2 protein-coding genes are annotated in these 898 nt (G+C 46.2%); both read right to left on the bottom strand.

What is annotated here, in order from left to right; genetic code table 11:
* The coding region (locus tag E5329_RS29155) for a reverse transcriptase domain-containing protein (RefSeq protein WP_275443895.1) at nt 1-518 on the bottom strand (518 nt) is incomplete at its 3' end.
* 91 nt (nt 519-609) lie between these two features.
* Nucleotides 610-735 carry a hypothetical protein gene (locus E5329_RS31440; protein ID WP_275443894.1) on the bottom strand — a complete coding sequence of 42 codons (126 nt, stop codon included), beginning with the start codon at nt 733-735 and terminating at the stop codon, nt 610-612.
* Between the last annotated feature and the right edge of the window lie 163 nt (nt 736-898).

The raw sequence follows: 898 nt of genomic DNA, 5'->3' as shown, positions 1-898 counted from the left end.
GTCAGCCATCTCTGGATATATAGGATTATCCATTTCTCTTTGGTATGTTTCTTTACCATTTCCATGAGACAATCATGTCTGATGTTATCAAACAGCCCCCGGACATCAAACTCCAGCACCCAGTCTTTTCTCCAACATCTTGTCCTTGTGGCTTCAAGCGCCTGTATGGCTGACTTGTTCGGACGGCATCCATAGGAATCTTCATAAAAGATTGGCTCCACAAAGGGTTCAAAGTGCAGCTTCGCCACCATCTGGGCAATTCTGTCCTCTACTGTCGGAATCCCCAGAATTCTGGTTTCTCCGTTCTTCTTTGGTATCGCTGCCGCTTTTACAGGTTTGGGAAAATAAGCGCCGGATGACATCCTGTTCCATATTTTGTAGAGGTTGTTATTGAGTTTCCTCTCAAAATCTTCTATGGACTGTTCATCCACGCCATGGGTTCCCTTGTTCGCTTTCACTCTTTGATAAGCCGCTATCACTGCTTTCTTTGAAATACTGTATGGCTTTGCTTCTTGCATAAGTTCCTCCTTCTTTCTAAAGTTGACTTATCCTTAAAGCCGGATAATTCGGGTTCTTTGCTCCATTCCCATTACAGAAACTTCCACGCCACTATAACCCAATCCGCCCCCATGACTGCATCGGCACTCTTATCTTACGGTTCTTCCGCTTGATATGCTCCCTTAACATCAGCCCGTGGGTTCCCACGTTCCGTGCAGATGCCTGTGTAAAGTTCATGCCGCCTTTATGCCGCCCACCGCCTGGACTGTAAACAGGTTTCCTCCAGGCTTATCCCAGGTTAACGACTACCCCCTGGTTTTGATGGAATCTCTACGCTTTCGACATTTCCGTAAGCGGTTCATATGTTCATTCATCTCCTTCACACTCACCTGACAGTTAT

Source organism: Petralouisia muris, from assembly GCF_004793545.1.
Taxonomy (GTDB): Bacteria; Bacillota; Clostridia; order Lachnospirales; family Lachnospiraceae; genus Petralouisia; species Petralouisia muris.
This window is presented reverse-complemented; position numbering and strand designations above follow the sequence as displayed.